This is a genomic window from Streptomyces sp. NPDC001502 (assembly GCF_042894785.1).
Taxonomy (GTDB): Bacteria; Actinomycetota; Actinomycetes; order Streptomycetales; family Streptomycetaceae; genus Streptomyces; species Streptomyces kutzneri.
On sequence record NZ_JBIAVW010000040.1, the window covers coordinates 1 to 16,439 of the forward strand.

At 71.5% G+C, this 16,439-nt stretch carries 16 protein-coding genes; 13 read left to right on the plus strand and 3 right to left on the minus strand.

The genetic code is table 11. The features are described from left to right. The first annotated feature begins 245 nt into the window (after positions 1–245). From ACFY0D_RS38760 to ACFY0D_RS38795, 8 genes are all read left to right on the plus strand, one after another. Positions 246–911, plus strand: a complete 666-nt coding sequence (locus ACFY0D_RS38760; protein ID WP_390802576.1) for an HAD family hydrolase — start codon at positions 246–248, stop codon at positions 909–911. 43 nt (positions 912–954) lie between these two features. Further along, positions 955–2,181, plus strand: coding sequence for an MFS transporter (locus ACFY0D_RS38765; RefSeq protein WP_390802577.1), 1,227 nt, complete (start codon positions 955–957; stop codon positions 2,179–2,181). After that, a complete protein-coding gene (locus ACFY0D_RS38770) occupies positions 2,153–3,301 on the plus strand; it encodes an acetoin utilization protein AcuC (protein ID WP_390802602.1) in 1,149 nt (382 codons plus the stop codon). Before ACFY0D_RS38765 ends, ACFY0D_RS38770 begins: the two co-directional genes overlap by 29 nt. A gap of 106 nt (positions 3,302–3,407) precedes the next feature. After that, positions 3,408–4,238, plus strand: coding sequence for a phosphatase (locus ACFY0D_RS38775; protein ID WP_390802578.1), 831 nt, complete (start codon positions 3,408–3,410; stop codon positions 4,236–4,238). Between the two features lie 114 nt (positions 4,239–4,352). Next, positions 4,353–4,562 carry a helix-turn-helix domain-containing protein gene (locus ACFY0D_RS38780; protein ID WP_008738568.1) on the plus strand — a complete coding sequence of 70 codons (210 nt, stop codon included), beginning with the start codon at positions 4,353–4,355 and terminating at the stop codon, positions 4,560–4,562. Between the two features lie 142 nt (positions 4,563–4,704). Then, entirely contained in the window at positions 4,705–4,803 is a 99-nt protein-coding gene (locus ACFY0D_RS38785) for a 30S ribosomal protein bS22 (RefSeq protein ID WP_003948845.1), read from the plus strand. Positions 4,804–4,898: 95 nt separating this feature from the next. Then, complete coding sequence (locus tag ACFY0D_RS38790) at positions 4,899–5,984, plus strand: NAD-dependent epimerase/dehydratase family protein (protein ID WP_390802579.1); 1,086 nt, start codon at positions 4,899–4,901, stop codon at positions 5,982–5,984. Then, positions 5,984–6,964: a lysophospholipid acyltransferase family protein gene (locus tag ACFY0D_RS38795; RefSeq protein WP_390802580.1), complete on the plus strand. Its 981-nt coding sequence runs from the start codon at positions 5,984–5,986 to the stop codon at positions 6,962–6,964. Before ACFY0D_RS38790 ends, ACFY0D_RS38795 begins: the two co-directional genes overlap by 1 nt. Positions 6,965–7,014: 50 nt before the next feature. Here the strand turns inward: ACFY0D_RS38795 and ACFY0D_RS38800 are convergent, their stop codons facing one another. The 3 genes from ACFY0D_RS38800 to ACFY0D_RS38810 all read right to left on the minus strand — a co-directional run bounded on the left by ACFY0D_RS38800 (position 7,015) and on the right by ACFY0D_RS38810 (position 10,602). Next, a complete protein-coding gene (locus tag ACFY0D_RS38800; RefSeq protein WP_390802581.1) occupies positions 7,015–8,226 on the minus strand; it encodes a DUF5667 domain-containing protein in 1,212 nt (403 codons plus the stop codon). A gap of 228 nt (positions 8,227–8,454) precedes the next feature. Next, a complete protein-coding gene (locus ACFY0D_RS38805) occupies positions 8,455–9,267 on the minus strand; it encodes an ECF subfamily RNA polymerase sigma factor, BldN family (RefSeq protein WP_390802582.1) in 813 nt (270 codons plus the stop codon). Positions 9,268–9,627: 360 nt separating this feature from the next. Further along, entirely contained in the window at positions 9,628–10,602 is a 975-nt protein-coding gene (locus ACFY0D_RS38810; RefSeq protein WP_351158050.1) for an HAD-IB family hydrolase, read from the minus strand. Between the two features lie 98 nt (positions 10,603–10,700). On the opposite strand from ACFY0D_RS38810, the gene ACFY0D_RS38815 reads away from it, so the two are divergent. The 5 genes from ACFY0D_RS38815 (at position 10,701) to ACFY0D_RS38835 (ending at position 16,436) form a co-directional block, all read left to right on the plus strand. Next, positions 10,701–10,988 carry a glutaredoxin family protein gene (locus ACFY0D_RS38815; RefSeq protein ID WP_314247780.1) on the plus strand — a complete coding sequence of 96 codons (288 nt, stop codon included), beginning with the start codon at positions 10,701–10,703 and terminating at the stop codon, positions 10,986–10,988. A 273-nt stretch (positions 10,989–11,261) separates the two neighbouring features. Beyond that, positions 11,262–12,068: a redox-sensing transcriptional repressor Rex gene (locus ACFY0D_RS38820; protein ID WP_351158046.1), complete on the plus strand. Its 807-nt coding sequence runs from the start codon at positions 11,262–11,264 to the stop codon at positions 12,066–12,068. Beyond that, on the plus strand, positions 12,065–13,807 hold the full coding sequence (locus ACFY0D_RS38825; RefSeq protein ID WP_390802583.1) for a glutamyl-tRNA reductase: 1,743 nt from the start codon (positions 12,065–12,067) through the stop codon (positions 13,805–13,807). The genes ACFY0D_RS38820 and ACFY0D_RS38825 overlap by 4 nt, the downstream gene beginning before the upstream one ends. Continuing rightward, positions 13,804–14,772, plus strand: coding sequence for a hydroxymethylbilane synthase (gene hemC, locus ACFY0D_RS38830; RefSeq protein WP_390802584.1), 969 nt, complete (start codon positions 13,804–13,806; stop codon positions 14,770–14,772). Before ACFY0D_RS38825 ends, hemC begins: the two co-directional genes overlap by 4 nt. Beyond that, a complete protein-coding gene (locus ACFY0D_RS38835; protein ID WP_030011305.1) occupies positions 14,769–16,436 on the plus strand; it encodes a bifunctional uroporphyrinogen-III C-methyltransferase/uroporphyrinogen-III synthase in 1,668 nt (555 codons plus the stop codon). The genes hemC and ACFY0D_RS38835 overlap by 4 nt, the downstream gene beginning before the upstream one ends. Positions 16,437–16,439: the final 3 nt, after the last annotated feature.

A 16,439-nucleotide genomic window follows, 5' to 3' on the forward strand; every position in this document is an offset into this window, starting at 1 on the left:
GGAAGCTAAGCCTTTCAGCGCCGATGGTACTGCAGGGGGGACCCTGTGGGAGAGTAGGACGCCGCCGAACAATCATTGTGGGAAAGCCCCGCACCTTATGGTGCGGGGCTTTTCTGCGTTCTGGGGCCGGCGACCGTGCTCGCGGCCTTCCGCCTGTCGTCCGAATGGCCGCAGCAGCCCGGTGACGCGTCGTCGGCGGCCCGGCGAGACGGGCCCTACGTCCCTTTAGTTCGTACTGTGGGGGTATGGGCTACGACCTCGTCATCTTCGACAACGACGGCGTGCTGGTGGACAGCGAGCCGCTCGCCAACAGCATCCTCGCCGGGTACCTGACCGAGCTGGGGCACCCGACCACCTACGAGGAGTCGGTCCGCGACTACATGGGGGCCGCCGTGCACCGGGTGCACGACCTCGTCGTCGAGCGGACCGGGCAGCAGCTGCCGGCCGACTTCGACGAGACCCTGCACGCGCGGACCGTCGCCGCGTTCGAGCAGGAGCTGAAGCCCGTCCCCGGCGTGGAGGAGGTGCTGGGGGCGCTGACCGCGCAAGGGGTCGGGTACTGCCTGGCCTCCTCCGGGAGTCACGACCGGATCCGGGCCGGGCATCGGGTGGCCGGGCTCGACGGGTGGTTCGAGGAGGAGTGGATCTTCAGCGCGCAGGACGTGGGCCAGGGGAAGCCGGCTCCCGATCTGTACCTGCACGCGGCGCGGCAGATGGGCGTGGAGCCCGCCCGCTGTGTGGTCGTCGAGGACAGTCCGCTCGGCATCCAGGCCGCCGTCGCCGCGGGCATGGACGTGTTCGCGTTCACGGCGATGCTGCCCGCCGACCGGCTCTCCGGGGCCACCGGGCACTTCGGTGACATGAAGCAGCTCACCGGAATGCTCGGGCTGGAGGCCGGACTGGGTATGTGATCTCTCTACCCACGGGTAGCCCGTGGCCCTACGCTGACCCGCCATGACGGATGATGTGCGGCTGCGGCGCGGCCGCGGCGCTCTGGGGTTCAGTTTCTTCGTGCAAGGCGTCGCCTTCGCGCTGCTCGTGACGCGGATCCCGGCCATCCAGGACCGGTACGGGATATCCGACGGCCTGCTGCCTGCCTTCCTCGCGGCCGTGCCGGTCCTCGCGGGGGCGTCGAGCGTGGCCACCGAGCACCTGGTGAAACGGGTGGCGCCCAGCGTCGTACTGCGGTGGGCGCAGCCGCTGGTGCTGCTGTCCCTGCTGGGCGTCGGAGCCGGCGGCCAGATGTGGCACGTGGCGGTGGCGCTGGGGGCGTTCGGGCTGTCGGTGGGTGCGCTGGACGCCTCGATGAACATGCTCGGGGTCAGCCTGCAGCGGGCGTACGGGCGGAGCATCATGCTCGGCTTCCACGCCGCGTACAGCCTCGGCGGGATCCTGGGGGCGTCGGCCGCGTGGGCGGGGGCGCACTGGGAGCTGAACCTCTTCGTCAGCTATCTGCCGGCCGTGGCCGTGCTGTTGCCGCTGGCGCTGCGGGGGAGCCGGCGCTACGTCGACGGGCCGGCGGGCCAGGGGGAGAGCGGCGGGAAGGGGCTGGGGGCTGGCGGCTTCAAGCTGCTGCTGCCGCTCTGCCTCGTGATGGCGTGCGCGTACATCGGGGATTCCACGGTGGCGAACTGGAGTGCCAAGTACCTCCAGGACGTGCTCGGGAGCTCGGAGCAGATGGCGACCGTCCCCTACAACGTGTACATGGTGACCACCCTCGTGGGGCGGGCCGTGGGGGACCTGGGCGTGCGGCGTTTGGGGGCGGCGGCCGTGGTGCGGGCCGGGACGCTGGTGGCGGCCGCCGGGTTCGCCGTGGTGGCGGCGGCGCCGGGGGCGTGGGTGGGGATGCTCGGCTTCACGCTGCTGGGGATCGGGCTGTGCGTGATCGTGCCGCAGACCTTCGCCGCCGCGGGACGCCTGTTCCCGGGGGCGTCCGACACGGCCGTGGCGCGGCTCAACATCTTCAACTACGTCGGCTTCCTGATCGGGTCTCCGCTCGTCGGCGCGGTCGGCGACGCCTGGAGCTACCGGGGCGCGATGCTGGTGCCGATGGCGCTGGTCCTGGTGACACTCTTCCAAGCCCGCTCGTTCGGCTCCGAGGGCGCCCGATACGGTGTCCGGCATGAGCGGCGAGCCGGTGACCGGGCTGTTGATGTGGGACGAGGCGGTAACGAGGTATGACTTCGGACCGAGCCATCCGATGGACCCGGTGCGCCTGGCGCTGACCATGGGCCTGGTGCGTGCCTTCGGGCTGGACCGGGCGATGGAGGTACGGGCGGCGCCCGCCGCCGGGGATTCGACGCTGCGGCTGGTCCATCGGGAGGACTACGTCGCCGCGGTGCGCGAGGTGTCCGCCGACCCGGGGGTCGCGGACGGTTCGTACGGACTGGGGACCCTGGACGATCCTGCCTTCCACGGGATGCACGAGGCGTCCGCGCTGATCGCCGGGCAGTCCGTGGCGGGCGCGGAGGCGCTCTGGCACGGTGAGGCCGTGCATGCGGTGAACTTCGCCGGCGGGCTGCATCACGCGATGCCGGGCGGGGCGGCCGGCTTCTGTGTCTACAACGACGCTTCGCTGGCGGTGGCGCGGCTGCTGGAGCTGGGGGCCGAGCGGGTCGCGTACGTGGACGTGGACGTGCACCACGGGGACGGTGTGCAGGCGGCCTTCTGGGACGACCCGCGGGTGCTGACCATCTCGATGCACGAGCATCCGCGGACGCTGTTCCCGCAGACCGGCTGGCCTGAGGAGACCGGAGGTCCGGGGGCGGAGGGGTCGGCGGTGAACATCGCGCTGCCCGCCGGGACGGGGGACGCGGGCTGGCTGCGCGCGTTCCACGCGGTCGTGCCGGAGCTGCTGGCGGACTTCCGGCCGCAGGTGCTGGTGACCCAGCACGGGGCCGATACGCACTTCGAGGACCCGCTGGCGCACCTGGCGGTCTCGCTGGACGCGCAGCGGGCCGTCCAGGAGGCCTGTCACCGGCTCGCGCACGAGTACGCGGACGGTCGGTGGCTGGCGCTGGGCGGGGGCGGGTACGCGGTGGTGGACGTCGTTCCGCGGTCGTGGACGCATCTGGTGGGGATCGCCGCGCACCGGCCGGTGGATCCCGAGTCGGCGGTGCCCGCTTCGTGGCGGGACGAGGCGTACGCGCGGACGCGGCAGTTGGCGCCGTCCCGGATGACGGACGGGCGGACCCCGTCGTGGCCGGATTGGGACGCGGGCTACGACCCGGCGGACCGGACGGATCAGGCCGTTCTGGCCACGCGTCGGGCGGTGTTCCCGCTGCGCGGCCTGCTGGCCTGAGCGTGCGGCCGGAACGGCCGGCCGGAGGTGATGCATCGTTACGCCAACTGTGGGGCTGTTCGGTGGAATTGATGAACCGCCAGATGCGTTGGGGCAGCATCGGAGGGTGTTGAGCACCGGCGCGCTGCGTGCGCATCTGCTGGCCGCCCGGTTGGCCGGGCCCGTCGCCACCTCCCGGGAGGAGAGTCTGCGCAGTTACCGGCTGTTCGCGGCGCGGGATCCGCGGGTGATGCTGGGGCTGGATCCGGAGTGGGCGTGGGGCGAGGGTGATCTGCTGAGGCTGATGGCGGACAAGTGCGGGGTCTCGGCGGATCCGGCGCACGTCAGTGGGCCGGACGTGATCGATCCGGAGCGGACGATGGCCGCGCTGGAGGCCTTCGCGGGGCGGCTGTGCGAGGCGGCGAGGGCGCGGTCGCCGGTGTTGTTCGGGACGGGCCATCCGCATCGGCTCCTGGGCTTCTACGCCGGTTTGGCGGAGGCGTTGTCGGCGGCGGGATGTGTTGTCCTCACTCCGGCGCAGGGGGTGAGTGTCGACATGGCGACCCGGTTCGGCGTACGCACGTACAGCATCGAATACGTACGGGGGGTCGCACTGGTGCGGGAACCCGGCGTGCGGGTGCCGGGGAGTGCGACCGGCGTGCACACCCATTCGCCGCTGCCGGTTCGGGTGGCGCTGGGGGCTCTCGCGGAGGCCGGCGGGCCGCTGCCGGAGCTGGTGGTGGGGGACCACGGGTGGGTCTGCGGTGCAGGTCAGCTCGGTGTGGAGGCCATCGGGTTGGCGGATACGGATGATCCCGCGCTGTTCGTCGGGGAGGCCGAGGGGCGGGTCTCGGTGGCCGTTCCACTTGATGACGCGGTGCGAGCGGACTACTACCGACCGCTCACGCGGTACGTGCTCGGCCGCGCGAGTCTGACGGGGCGGCAGGAGTGGCCGTAGCTCCTCTTCCCCACTCGTATCACGCGCCCCTACTCTGGGGAGTGAGCGTGCGACGACGAGGAGTAACCGGAGGGGAAGCCGGTGCCCGTCATGCGCGGAAGGTCAAGGTGTGTCATGGCTGCTGGCGAGAGGCCTCTCAGTGAGGTTCAGTTCCTGACCGTGGCGGAGGTCGCCTCGGTGATGCGAGTGTCGAAGATGACCGTGTACCGGCTGGTGCACAACGGTCATCTGCCCGCAATCCGGGTGGGCCGGTCCTTCCGGGTCCCCGAGAACGCGGTCCACGAGTACCTCCGAGAGTCCTATGTGGGGGTGGAGTCGGCCTGAGACTGAGGCTCGGGACACCCCTGGCTACGACGCGGAAGCGCTCGGATTACAAGCTCAGAGCTCGGGCGGGTAGGCTAGGCCGACGTAGGTCGTGTGGGCCCAGACGCCCCGCACCAGTGAAGAGAAGTGAGCGAGGGTAGTCGTGGGCTCTGTTATCAAGAAGCGGCGCAAGCGGATGGCTAAGAAGAAGCACCGCAAGCTGCTCAAGCGCACCCGCGTCCAGCGCCGTAACAAGAAGTAAACGGCAGCTGTACGTGTTCTCCGCAGCCCCTCCACCATCCTGGTGGAGGGGCTGCGGTGCAGCCGGGGGACTTCTTCGAGGGAGGCGCTGAGCTCGTGGGGAAGGTCGTACTCGTCACCGGGGCTGCCCGGCAGTTGGGCGGCCGCTTCGTGCGCCGGATCCAGCGTGACCCGGACGTCGAGCGGGTGATCGCGGTGGACGCGATGACACCGCCGCACCGGCTCGGATCGGCGGAGTTCGTCCGTACGGACATCAGACAGTCGGCGATCGCCAGAGTGCTGGCCGAACACGCCGTGGACACGGTGGTCCATCTTGCGGTCACCGGAGGCAGTGCGGGAACGGGCGGTGCGCACAGCACCGTCAAGGAAACGAACGTCATCGGCACCATGCAGCTCCTCGGGGCCTGCCAGAAGTCGCCGACGGTACGACGGCTCGTGGTGAAGTCGAGCACCAGCGTCTACGGCGGCACGCCCCGGGACCCGGCCGTCTTCACCGAGACCACGGAGCCGAAATCCCTCCCGGCGGGCGGCTTCGCCAAGGACGCCGCCGAGGTCGAGGGCTACGTACGGGGCTTCGCGCGCAGACGGCCGGACGTCGCGGTGTGCGTCCTGCGGTTCGCGAACATCCTGGGGCCCTTCGCGGACTCGGCGCTCGCCGAGTACTTCTCGATCCCGGTGATGCCGACCGTGCTGGGGTACGACCCGCGGCTGCAGTTCGTCCACGAGGACGACGTCCTCGAAGTGCTGCGGCTGGCGGCGCGGGAGCCCAGGCGCGGGACCCTGAACAGCGGGACGTTCAACATCGCGGGTGACGGCGTACTGCTGCTGTCGCAGTGCTCGCGGCGGCTCGGGCGGCCCACACTGCCGCTGCTGCTGCCCGCGTTGAACTGGGTGGGTGCCGCGCTGCGGGCGGTCGGAGCCAGTGACTTCTCGCCGGAGCAGATAAGGCTGCTCACCCATGGCCGGGTCGTGGAGACCACGCAGATGCGTGAGGTGCTCGGCTTTGAACCCCTCTACACGACCGCTGAGACCTTCGCGGACTTCGCACGGAGCCGGGGGACCGGGCTGCTGCCGCCGGAGCGGGTCGGACGGGTCGTGGACCGGGTGGCGGCCATGCTGGACGCAGACGGGCTCGACGGGCTCAAGGACGACGCCTACGCGGCTGAAGGAGCGAAGCGATAGTGGCGGACGCCAAGGTCATTCCGTTCGACGAGGACCGGCCCCGGCGGCGGATCCCCCGCCGGGTGCGGGCGGTGCCCGCCGCCGAGCCGGTGGTGGAGCCGCCGGCGGATGCCGAGCCGGCGCCTGCGGCGGCGCCCGGCGACAGCTGGGACCGGCGGATCGCCGGCGGGCTGGCGTTCCTGCGGCGGCGGGTCACCGGGGACTACGAGGTCGACGACTTCGGCTACGACAAGGAACTGACGGACCAGGTCCTGATGTCCCTGATGCGGCCGCTGTACGACAAGTACTTCCGGGTCGAGGTCAAGGGCATCGAGAACATCCCGGCGGAGGGCGGTGCGCTGATCGTGGCGAACCACTCCGGGACGCTGCCGCTCGACGGGCTGATGCTGCAGGTCGCCGTGCACGACCACCACCCGGCCGAGCGGCACCTGCGGCTGCTGGCGGCAGACCTGGTGTTCATGCTGCCGGTGGTCAACGAGCTGGCCCGCAAGGCGGGGCACACCCTGGCGTGCGCGGAGGACGCGCAGCGGCTGCTGGAGGCCGGGGAACTGGTCGGTGTGATGCCGGAGGGCTTCAAGGGGATAGGGAAGCCGTTCGGGGACCGGTACAAGCTGCAGCGGTTCGGGCGCGGCGGGTTCGTGTCGACGGCACTGCGGGCGGGGACGCCGATCGTGCCGTGCTCGATCGTGGGGGCGGAGGAGATCTACCCCATGGTCGGCAACGCGAAGACGCTGGCACGGCTGCTGGGGGTCCCGTACTTCCCGATCACGCCGACGTTCCCGTGGCTGGGGCCGCTGGGCGCGGTGCCGTTGCCGACGAAGTGGACGATCCAGTTCGGGGAGCCGATCCCGACGGACGGGTACGCCGCGGAGGCGGCGGAGGACCCGATGCTGATGTTCAACCTCACGGACCAGGTGCGGGAGCAGATCCAGCACACGCTGTACAAGCTGCTGGTGCAGCGGCGGTCCGTGTTCTTCTGACGAGGCTGAACAGGAAGGGCGGGGCTGCCTCGGCAGCCCCGCCCTTCCTGTTACTCGGCGTCCTCCGCGCCCAGGCCCAGGCCCGGGAGGAGCCCCGGGAGCAGGGGCGGGATGGTGATGTCCGGCTTCGGGTTCTCCGGTGTGCCCGAGGGGGGCGGGGCCGACTGTCCCGCGGGCGGGTTGAGCAGGTCGCCCGTACCGCCGAGGAGGCCGCCGGCGGGGGGCCGGGAGCTGCCCGAGGGGGACGGCGCCGCAGGGCTGCCCGACGGCGTCCCGGCGGCCGGGGCGGACGAGTGGCCGCCGCCACTGGGGGTGCCACCCGGCTTGGCGGACGAGCCGGGGGTGCCTCCGGTGCCGCGGGTCTGCTCCGGAGGCTTGGGGAGCAGGCTCTGCAGCGGCGCCACGTCTTCGTCTATGGCCTGGAAGACCGACTCCACCTCACCGCCCACGTCCGTGAGCTGCGCCGGGAGCTTCTCGCGGAGCTTGCCCCACGCGTCGCGGTGGGAGCGGGAGAACGACGACAGCTTCTGGATCGGGCCGAGCGAACCGTCCCGTTCGTACGCGGCCTGGAGGAGGCGGTGGCCTTCCTCCGCGTCGTGCTTCACACCCGCGAGGGCGCGGCGGATGGCGCCCAGGGACTCGTGGTCCAGGTCGCCCAGCCGGCCTCGTTCCATCAGCCGACGGGCTTCCGACAGGCGGTTCGAGGCCTGGTCGAGATAGAGCTCGCCCCGGTCCGAGTCGTCGTCGGCCATCCCCAGCTTCAGGTCCTCCATGCCCCGCTTCACGGGGTAGAGGTGGTCACCGGGCAGGGCGTCGGAACTGGCAGCGGCCACTCCGCTGAAGGCCCCGGCGGCCACACCCACGGTGAGGCCGCCCGCTGCGATGCCCTTGGACCAGCGGGAGCGGGGCCGCAATTTCCGGAGCGGGGTCGCCCGGTGGGCGCCGCGGCCGGTCCGCTGTTCGGGCACCTGAGGGTCCGAGGCGGCACCGCCCCCGGCCCTCTCCTCCAGCACCATGGCCTCCATGGCGGCAATGAGCTGGGCTCGTTGCACCACTTTGACCTCGGGGTCCAGCACTGGGCGCGGCATTCTTTCGCCGAGCACGCTCGCCAGGGCCAACAGCCGGTCGTGGTCGGCAGGTTCGGCAGGTGCCTCGGACTGCTCGGCCGCCGAGTCCGGATCTGGAAGGTCGGACGGGGTCCGATCCTCCAGGGCCTGGGCGAAGGCGTTCGCCCGCCGGTGCGGGGTCACGTTCGCGATCACTGGCGGCACCTCCTCTCGTCATGACGATCGACTCCCCAAGGTGTCCGGAAGGTTGCCTTCCTTGAGCGCATCCACACTTTCGAGTGAGCGGCTTCGGGCAAAGCGTGTCCACAGGGAGCCTGCATTCCGCACAACGAGCGTCGCGGCACTTGGGTTACGGACGAAGGATGATCTGACCACAGCGTCATCGAGGGGTCACCGAATGTGAGGTTGTGTGGTGTCGGAGGGTCAGCGGGCGTCTTCGGGGAGGAGGCGGGCCAGGGTGCGCACCGCCCGGTACTGGAGCGTCTTGATGGCGCCCTCGTTCTTCCCCATCACCCGGGCCGTCTCGGCGACCGAGAGGCCCTGCAGGAAGCGCAGGGTCACGCACTCCTGCTGCTGCGGATTGAGCTTGCGTACGGCCTCCAGCAGGGCCGCGTTGGAGAGGGACTCCAGGACGGAGTCCTCGGGGCTGCGCTCGACCTCGTTCGCGTCGAGCATCTCGCCGGTGGTGACCTCCAGCCGGAAGCGGCTGGACTTGAAGTGGTCCGCCACCAGGTTGCGGGCGATCGTCACGAGCCAGGCGCCGAAGTCGCGGCCCTGCCAGGTGAAGGTGGAGATCCGGCGCAGCGCGCGCAGGAACGTCTCGCTGGTGAGGTCCTCCGCGGTCGCCTTACCGCCGACGCGGTAGTAGATGTACCGGTAGACCGTGTCGCTGTACTGGTCGTAGAGGCGGCCGAAGGCTTCGGCCTCGCCCGCCTGGGCGCGTTCGACCAGGTCCATCATGCGGGCCTGGTCGCTGTCCGCGGTGGGGCGGCGGTGGGTGGCCTGGGTGCCGGTGCCGGCGGCGTTCGAGCCGCCGCCGGCGCGACCTCGTCTGCCCACCGTCGCGCCGCCGTCGGTCAGGGCATAGCAAGGACCGGCCGGGCCGAAGCCGGCAGGGACTGCGGCGGCGAAGGCGGGGACGGCGTACGCGGTGGGGACGAAGCCGCGCAGGTGGTCGAGGACCGTTGTGCGCAGCTGAGCCAGGCCCGAGGCGTCAACCCCGACAGGTGGGTACACGGGACTCCCAGAGGCAGAGCTTCCATCACGTGCAGTGCGGGACCGTTCACCCGTCGTGGCGACAGATGGCCGGTGGCATGCGTTTGAGGAGAATAACGCTTCGTACAGGCAGCGCTACACCCAGTTGCTCAAATCACCGGTTCCGACACTTCTGTTGCGTGTCGAGGGCATATTCGGTCGCAGTTGGTGATCGATTCTTGATCACTTGGATACGCGGAATGGACGCTTCCAAGGGGTCCCGCGACCGAGTCGGGCATGCCGGAGTGCCGCGCCGGGGACGCGGGTAGAGGTGAGCGAATGCCCGGGTCCGGGCCGTGGTCCGGGCGGGCCCGGGGCGCGTGGGCCCCGGGCCTGGCGTTGCTACTTGCGGCGGCGGTGCAGGGCGATGGCCGCGGCGGCGCCGCCCGCGATCGCGCCGACGCCGGCGGCTGCCGGGACGCCGACCTTCACGGCCTTGCGGCCGGTCCGATAGTCGCGCAGCCGCCAGTCGTTGGTGCGGGCATGCTTGCGCAGTTTTGTGTCGGGATTGATCGCGTACGGATGTCCGACCAGTGACAGCATCGGGATGTCGTTGTGCGAATCGCTGTACGCGGCGCAGCGTTCGAGGTCGAGACCCTCGGCGGCGGCCAGGGCGCGGACCGCCTCCGCCTTCGCGGGGCCGTGCAGGGGCTCGCCGACCAGGCGGCCGGTGTAGATCCCGTCGACGGACTCGGCGACGGTGCCCAGGGCCCCGGTCAGGCCGAGGCGGCGGGCGATGATCGTGGCCGTCTCCACGGGGGCGGCCGTGACCAGCCACACCTTCTGTCCGGCGTCGAGGTGGGCCTGGGCCAGGGCGCGGGTGCCCGGCCAGATCCGCTCGGCCATGTACTCGTCGTAGATCTCCTCGCCGATCGCCATCAGCTCGGAGACCTTGTGGCCCTTGACGATGGACAGGGCGCTGTCGCGGGCGTCCTGCATGTGCTCGGGGTCCTCGACCCCGGCGAGCCGGAACCAGGCCTGCTGCCAGGCGAAGCGGGCGAGCTCGCGGCGCCGGAAGAACTCGCGCTTGTAGAGGCCGCGGCCGAAGTGGAAGATCGCGGCGCCCTGCATGACGGTGTTGTCGAGGTCGAAGAAGGCGGCGGCGAGATCGTCGCCGGCGACCGGGAAGACGGGCTCGTCCGGGGTCTGCTCCGGGCCCTCTTCGGCGAGGGCTTCCGGTTCCGTTTCGGGTTCGGTGAACGCCGGGGCCTCGGCCAGAGCGGTCTTGCGGGCGGCCTCGGCCGAGGCCTCGCCCGCCAGCACGCTGCGTGCGGTGGCGGAGCGCCGACGAGGGGGGAGCCATCCGAGAGCGGCCATGACGCGAGCATAGCCACTGTGTTCGGGAGTTCCCGAACCGATGGGATGCGGAGGCGTGAACTCTTCGGGGCGCTGCTGTTACGTGAGGGCGCGGGAGAATGGGTGGCATGAGCCCTTTGTTGCGCCGTAAGGAAAAGAAGCAGCCCGGCGAGCGGACGGTGACGCTCATCGGGAAGCCGGGGTGCCACCTGTGCGACGAGGCCGAGGAGGTGGTCGCGAAGGTGTGCGCCGAGACGGGTGCGCAGTGGGAGAAGAAGGACATCTCGCAGGACGAGGAGCTCTACCGGCTGCACTGGGAGCAGATTCCGGTCGTGCTCGTGGACGGCGAGCAGCACACCTTCTGGAGGGTGAACCCCGACCGTCTCCGGCGGGCGTTGGGGGCCTGACCCTCTTCCCGGTTACCATCATGGGCGATTTATGGGGTCTCGGGGGCGTATCTGTGAGGAGTGTGCACGGTTTTGCCCCCTTTGGGATTTGAACGGGTTCGACGTGCCGATGGTTCCGGCTTTACGTGCCGGAGTCGCGTGACCCCGGTCACTTTGGACGGACAAACCGGACACAATCTTTGTGCACGCGTTCACAAAGGCATAGCCTGCTGTCGACGGGGCGGTCCTGGGACAAGTGGCCGCCTGCAGCCCCGCTCATCCCGCAGGAGCATCGTGGCAACTGGCCGAACTCACCGACCGGCGACGCGCAGCCGAGGTATTCCCGAGGCCACTGTCGCCCGGCTTCCGCTGTACTTGCGTGCCCTCACCGCGCTCTCCGAGCGATCGGTGCCCACGGTGTCCTCCGAGGAGCTCGCGGCCGCCGCCGGAGTCAACTCCGCGAAGCTGCGCAAGGACTTCTCGTACCTCGGTTCCTACGGGACCCGCGGCGTCGGCTACGACGTCGAGTACCTCGTCTACCAGATCTCCCGCGAGCTCGGCCTGACCCAGGACTGGCCGGTCGTCATCGTCGGCATCGGCAACCTCGGCGCCGCCCTCGCCAACTACGGCGGATTCTCCGCGCGCGGCTTCCGCGTCGCGGCCCTCATCGACGCGGACCCGGCGATGGCCGGCAAGCCGGTCGCGGGCATGGCCGTGCAGCACACCGATGATCTGGAGAAGATCATCTCGGAGAACGGCGTCTCGATCGGTGTCATCGCGACGCCCGCCGGTGCCGCCCAGCAGGTCAGCGAGCGGCTGATCGCGGCCGGCGTCACCTCCATCCTGAACTTCGCGCCCACCGTGCTGTCCGTGCCCGAGGGCGTGGACGTGCGCAAGGTCGACCTCTCCATCGAGCTCCAGATCCTCGCCTTCCACGAGCAGCGCAAGGCCGGTGAGGAAGCGGCCGCCGCTGCCGCCGGCGGCTCCTCCGTGGGCGGCGCCGCCCCCGCCGCGGCCGTGGTGCCGCCGGCCGGGCGGACCGCCGCCGAGCAGCGCAAGGGCGGGCCCGAGGGTGACGTGCCGGCGGTGATGCCGGCATGAGTCTGCTCGTCGTAGGGCTGAGCCACCGCAGCGCACCCGTGAGCGTGCTGGAGCGGGCCTCGCTGTCCGCCGATGCCAAGGTGAAGCTGCTGCACGACACCCTGGCCGCCGAACCGGCGACCGAGGCGACCGTGCTGGCCACCTGCAACCGGATCGAGCTGTACGCGGACGTGGACAAGTTCCACGCCGGTGTCGCCGAGCTGTCCACGCTGCTCGCGCAGCACAGCGGCGTCGCACTGGAGGAGCTCACCCCCTACCTGTACGTGCACTACGAGGACCGGGCGGTGCACCACCTGTTCTCGGTGGCGTGCGGCCTGGACTCGATGGTCGTGGGCGAGGGGCAGATCCTCGGCCAGATCAAGGACGCGCTGGCGCTGGGGCAGGAGCTCCACACCGCCGGGCGGCTGATCAACGACCTGTTCCAGCAGGCGCTGCGGGTCGGCAAGCGGGCGCACTCCGAGACCGGGATCGACCGGGCCGGCCAGTCGCTGGTGACCTTCGGGCTGGAGCAGCTCGCCGTGCGGACGCCGGTGGCCGAGTGGGCCGCGGGCAAGCGGGCGCTGGTCATCGGCGCCGGGTCGATGTCCTCGCTGGCCGCGGCGACGCTGGCGCGGGTCGGGGTCGCCGAGATCGTCGTGGCCAACCGGACCGCCGACCGGGCGGAGCGGCTCGCGGAGATTCTGGTTGCCTCGGGCACCGGGGTCGCTGCGGCGGCCATCCCGATGGCCCGGGTGCCCGATGAGCTGACACGAGTCGATGTGGTGGTGTCCTGCACGGGGGCCACCGGGCTCGTGCTGACCGCCGATGACGTGCTGGCCGCCGTGTCCTGGGGCGCCGGTGGGCTCGCGCCGGCCGAGCAGGGAGAGGCCGGGGCTGCGCCCCGGGCCTCCCAGGGGCTCCGCCCCCGGACCCCCGCGCCTCAATCTCCCCCAGCTACCGCTGGGACGGGCCCCCTGGCGGGGCTGGAGTTGGCCGATGTCGTGGCTCGTCTTGCGGCCGCGGCCGAAGGCGGGAGGCGCCTGGCTGACGCCGGGGCCGCGCGAACGATCAGTGCTCCCGTGGAGGCCGACGGGTGTCCCGTCGGGCCCGATGGGCGCTCCGCGCTGACCGGGGTCGACGCCAACTCCCTCGAACTGCACGGGACCTGGGCCGACCAGGGCGAGGCCGCCGCACAGCGGCAGCCCCGCAGGAGCACCCGTACGCAAGCCCACGCGACCACCGTCCGGCTCGCGCTGCTCGACCTGGCCATGCCCAGGGACATCGACGCGGCCGTGCACCGGATCCCGGGCGTCCGGCTCGTGGACATCGAGTCGCTCGCGGAGGCGTCCGCCGACGCCCCGATGGCGGCCGACGTCGACGCCGTACGCGCAATAGTCGCCCAGGAAGTGGCGGCCTTCGGGGCGGCGCAGCGGGCCGCACACATCACGCCCACCGTCGTCGCCCTGCGCGCCATGGCGGCCGAGGTCGTGGCCATGGAAGTGGCGCGGCTCGACGGGCGCGTGCCCGACCTCGACGAACGGCAGCGCGCCGAGGTGACCCAGACCGTACGCCGCGTCGTGGACAAGCTCCTCCACGCGCCGACCGTGCGCGTCAAGCAGCTCGCGAGCGAACCCGGCGGCGCCGGGTACGCGGAAGCGCTGCGCGAACTCTTCGACCTCGACCCTCAGACGGTTGCTTCCGTCAGCCGGGCGGACGCGGCCGATCCGATGAACGACGACGACCCAGGACGGGCATCATGAACACACGTCCCGACCAGCCGCTGCGGCTCGGTACGCGGCGGAGCAAGCTGGCCATGTCCCAGTCGGGGCACGTCGCCGACGCGGTACGGGCCGTCACCGGCCGGGCCGTCGAGCTCGTGGAGATCACGACCTACGGCGACGTCTCGCGCGAGCATCTCTCGCAGATCGGCGGGACGGGCGTGTTCGTCACCGCCCTGCGCGACGCGCTGCTGCGCGGAGAGGTCGACTTCGCCGTGCACTCGCTGAAGGACCTGCCGACCGCGCAGCCCGACGACCTCGTGATCGCGGCCATGCCGCGCCGCGAGGACGCGCGGGACGCGCTCGTCGCCCGGGACGGTCTGACCTTCGAGCAGCTGCCCGACGGCGCCCGGATCGGCACCGGCTCGCCGCGGCGCACCGCCCAGCTCAACCACCTGGCGCTGTCGCTCGGCAAGCGGATCGAGACGGTGCCGATCCGCGGCAACGTCGACACCCGGATCGGCTTCGTCCACGACGGTGAGCTCGACGCGGTCGTCCTGGCGGCCGCCGGTCTGAACCGGATCGGGCGCGGTGACGAAGCGACCGACCTGCTGCCCGTCGACAGCGTCCTGCCGGCACCCGGCCAGGGCGCCCTGGCCGTGGAGTGCCTCGCGTCCGACACGGACCTCGTCGCCGCGCTCGGCGAACTCGACGACCCGCACACCCGGGCCGCCGTGACCGCCGAGCGTTCCCTGCTCGCCACCCTGGAGGCAGGCTGCAGCGCACCCGTGGGCGCGTTCGCCGATCTGCTGGCCGACGGGGAGATTGTCAATGAAATGCGCCTGCGCGGCGTCGTCGGAACCCTCGACGGCACGACGCTGGTGCAGCTGTCCACCACCGGTCCCGTGCCCCAGTCGTACGACGAGGCCATGGCGCTCGGCCGCGAACTCGCGGACGAGATGCTGGCCAAGGGCGCGGCCGGTCTGATGGGGGAGCGATCGCTTTGAACCCCTCAATTCCGACCACCTCCGCCTATCCGGCCGTCGCCGCCCACGGGCGCGTCACCTTCCTCGGTGCCGGCCCGGGAGACCCGGGTCTGCTGACACTGCGCGCCGTCGAGGCGCTCGCCGCCGCGGACGTACTGATCGCCGAGCCCGAGGTGCTCGAGGTCGTACGGACTCATGCGCGCGCGAACGTCGACACGCCGCAGCTGACGATTGCTGATGAAGTGTCAGCGGCCGCCGGGGTCCCGGTGATCCGGGACGCGGCCAATCTTGTCATGGAGGCCGCACGCTCCGGCAGGCGGGTCGTGCGTGCCGTCACGGGCGACCCCGGGCTCGACGGCAACGCCGCCGAGGAGATGCTCGTCTGCGCCACCGCCGGTATCCCCTTCGAGGTGGTGCCCGGTGTCGCGACCGCGGTGGGCGTGCCCGCGTACGCCGGTGTCCCGCTGCGCGACAAGCAGGGCGCGGACGTGCGGTTCGTCGACGCGAAGACCGCCTCGGCGCGCTGCTGGAGCGAGGTGGGCGCGAGCGACGGCATCCTCGTCGTGTCCGCGACGCTGGAGACCGTCCCGGCGGCCGCCGCCGAGCTGGTGAGCGCCGGGCGCAAGCCCGACACCCCGCTGACCGTGACCGTCGCCGGTACCACCACGCGGCAGCGGACCTGGTGCGCGACGCTGGGCACCATCGCCCAGGTGTTCAAGCAGGGCAAGGTGCTTCCCTCACCCGAGGGCGCCCGGCCCGTCATAGCCGTGGTCGGTGAGCACAGCGCCGCCGCGCGGCGCGAGGACCTGTCCTGGTTCGAGTCGAAGCCGCTGTTCGGCTGGCGGGTGCTCGTACCGCGTACCAAGGAGCAGGCCGCCTCGCTCTCCGACCAGCTGCGTTCCTACGGCGCGGTGCCCCACGAGGTGCCGACCATCGCCGTGGAGCCGCCGCGCACCCCCCAGCAGATGGAGCGCGCGGTGAAGGGCCTGGTGACGGGCCGCTACGAGTGGATCGCCTTCACCTCGGTCAACGCCGTCAAGGCCGTCCGCGAGAAGTTCGAGGAGTACGGGCTCGACGCGCGCGCCTTCGCGGGCATCAAGGTCGCCGCGGTGGGCGAGCAGACCGCCGCCGCGCTCGTGGAGTTCGGCGTGAAGCCGGACCTGGTGCCCAGCGGTGAGCAGTCCGCGGCCGGACTGCTGGAGGACTGGCCGCCGTACGACCCGGTCTTCGACCCGATCGACCGCGTGTTCCTACCGCGGGCCGACATCGCGACCGAGACGCTGGTCGCCGGGCTGATCGAGCTCGGGTGGGAGGTCGACGACGTCACCGCCTACCGGACGGTGCGCGCGTCGCCGCCGCCGGCGGACACGCGCGAGGCGATCAAGGGCGGCGGCTTCGACGCCGTTCTCTTCACGTCCTCGTCCACCGTCCGCAACCTGGTCGGTATCGCCGGGAAGCCGCACAACGTGACCGTCATCGCCTGTATCGGGCCGGCGACGGCCAAGACGGCGGAGGAGCACGGGCTGCGCGTGGACGTCCTGTCCCCGGAGCCGTCGGTGTCGAAGCTGGCGGAGGCCCTCGCCGAGTACGGTGCGGCGCGCCGCGAGGCGGCCAAGGAGGCCGGCGAGACGGTGTTCCGGCCGAGCGAGCGGCGGCCGGGGGCGCGGCGGCGTCGTACGACGTGAGCG